Genomic DNA, 2,305 nt, shown 5'->3' with positions numbered 1-2,305 from the left:
ATGTCCTTCCTCCTCTTCACCGCAGCTCATCCTGCTACTGCCACTGTGCCACGCCTCGGCACGGGCGGGAGGGGCATCCACTCCATCAGCTCACGCGCCTCAAGCCCTTTTTCCCGCGCTCGCGTGGCGTCCCGCGTGTAGACGACCGGCGTGTGATTAGTGGGATCATTCATGTGATCCGCAACGGCCTGCGATGGCGTGATGCTCCAGAGATCTATGGTGCCCACAAGACTCTGTATAACAGTTTCGTTCGCTGGTCGCGGATGAGCATTTTCGAACGCATCTTCGCGAGCTTGGCCGCTGAAGCCGGGCCGCCAGACCGGCTCATGATTGACAGCACCCATCTCAAGGCGCACCGCACGGCGGCCAGCCTGCTCAAAAAGGGGGTGTTCCCCGTCGTATCGGGCGCACGAAAGGCGGGCTGAATTCCAAGCTCCATGCGGTTTGCGATCAGGCGGGTCGACCCATCATCCTGCTGCTGTCCGAGGGCCAGATGAGCGACCATAAGGGTGCTCGGCTCATCCTGAAAGCATTGCCGTCTGGCTCGACGCTGATTGCCGACAGAGGTTACGACAGCAATTGGTTCCGGGAGGCTCTCGCCGACAAGAACATCACATCCTGCATTCCGCCCACGAAGAGCCGTAAGGCGCCGATTGCCTATGACAAGACGCTGTATCGGCAACGGCACAAGATCGAGAACATGTTTGCCAAGCTTAAGGACTGGCGCCGGATCGCGACCCGTTATGACCGCTGCGCTCATACTTTCTTCTCAGCCATCTGCATCGCGGCTGCCGTCGCCTTCTACCTCAATTAACGAGATGCTGTAACGGGGCCTGCGCCGTGCACGACCAGCCCAAGCATCTTGCAATTGCTCATGGCAAGCTGTCGCTGTTCCCGTATCAGTCTCAATCGGAGGAATACGGGATGAAGCTGTTTATCGGACTGGATGTATCACTGGCGAAGACCGCCGTCTGTGTGATCAATGAGTATGGCAAGATCGCAAAGGAGGCGCAGGTTCCCAGTGATCCCCAGGCGATCGTGGACTTTGCAAACACCCTGGAGGGAGCGGTCGCCATCATAGGACTGGAAGCCGGACCGCTATCCCAATGGCTGCATCGCGGCCTGGCCGATGCCGGGCTGGATGTTGTCCTTATGGAAACCCGGCAAGTGAAAGGTGCTTTGAAGGCAATGCCGATCAAAACGGATCGGCGCGACGCAGAAGGAATTGCCCGACTACTTCACATGGGCTGGTTCAGGCCTGTACATTGCAAATCCGTGTCGGCACAGGAGGTTCGCGCGCTTTTGGCTGCCCGCAAGGCGATACAACAGGGCATGATTGCGCTGGAGCTATCTCTACGCGGACTGCTGAGAAACTTTGGCCTGAAGGTTGGCGCCATCTCACGCGGCCAGTTCGAGGCCCGGATTAGGGAATTGGTGGATGGCAATGCCATGCTGCAAGCAGCGGCCGGGCCGATGTTACGTGCGCGCGCCAGCCTGCGCCATGAACTAGCTGGGCTCGAACGTCAGGTCCGTCTGCTTGCGAAGGACGATGCGGTGTGTCGGCTGTTGATGACGATGCCAGGCATCGGGGCGGTCGTCGCCTTAACTTTCCGATCCGCTGTCGATGATCCCGCGCGGTTCTCATCGTCCAAGAAAGTTGGTCCATGGGTTGGCCTTACACCGTCGCGCAACCAGTCCGGGGAGCGCGACGTGATCGGCGGCATTACGCGAGCTGGGGACGCCAATCTACGAAGAGCCTTGTGCCAAGCGGCTACCGTCATGATACATCGGGGTCGCTCGACATGGCTGAGAAGCTGGGCTGCGCAAGTTGCCAAACGCCGTGGTGCAAAGCGTGCGATGGTGGCTTTGGCAAGGCGCATCGGCACAATCCTTCACCGGATGTGGAGGGATGGTACTGAATTCTCCACAGTCCCGTTGATCGTCAAGTCGGCCTGAGCGTTCACATCAGAACTATATCGTTGACGTCTGTCTGATCGCAGACCTTCGAGGTCCCAACCGGGACGCGGTTCCGATGATGCCGTGGTCAGGACTGTCGCCGGCCTCGGTCGAGCACGCCAATGAGATGGGCACATCGGAATTGCCGCACTGGACCAGCATCATGTTGGCAGCCATCGCGCTGACCACGGACCGAAGCATGAACCCGGGGTGACCTCAAATGAAGGGCCAAGCAAGCCAGGCATCGGCGACATGGAGTCTATAGGTCATGTTGACAAATGGCGAAGCCAGAGCCTGATGCAGGCGATGTCGATGAAGCCGAGGAAACTGTCTGCGGTTTTGTCGTAGC

At 59.1% G+C, this 2,305-nt stretch carries 1 protein-coding gene and 2 pseudogenes; 2 read left to right on the top strand and 1 reads right to left on the bottom strand.

All coding sequences use genetic code 11. The features are described from left to right. Window positions 1-86: 86 nt before the first annotated feature. Window positions 87-814: pseudogene (locus I9P22_RS23940) on the top strand (IS5 family transposase); the annotation flags it as partial. A gap of 110 nt (window positions 815-924) precedes the next feature. Continuing rightward, a complete protein-coding gene (locus I9P22_RS23935; protein ID WP_199262712.1) occupies window positions 925-1,956 on the top strand; it encodes an IS110 family RNA-guided transposase in 1,032 nt (343 codons plus the stop codon). Window positions 1,957-2,222: 266 nt separating this feature from the next. Here the strand turns inward: I9P22_RS23935 and I9P22_RS23930 are convergent. Next, window positions 2,223-2,305: pseudogene (locus I9P22_RS23930) on the bottom strand (IS5/IS1182 family transposase); the annotation flags it as partial.

It is taken from the genome of Paracoccus binzhouensis, assembly GCF_016446475.1.
GTDB lineage: Bacteria > Pseudomonadota > Alphaproteobacteria > Rhodobacterales > Rhodobacteraceae > Paracoccus > Paracoccus binzhouensis.
The sequence above is the reverse complement of the archived record's forward strand: the minus strand, read 5'-3'. Positions and strand labels throughout refer to the sequence as shown.

Coding starts and splice junctions, on each gene's coding strand:
- I9P22_RS23935 (WP_199262712.1), top strand. CDS start 925: ATGAAGCTGTTTATCGGACTGGATGTATCACTGGCGAAGACCGCCGTC.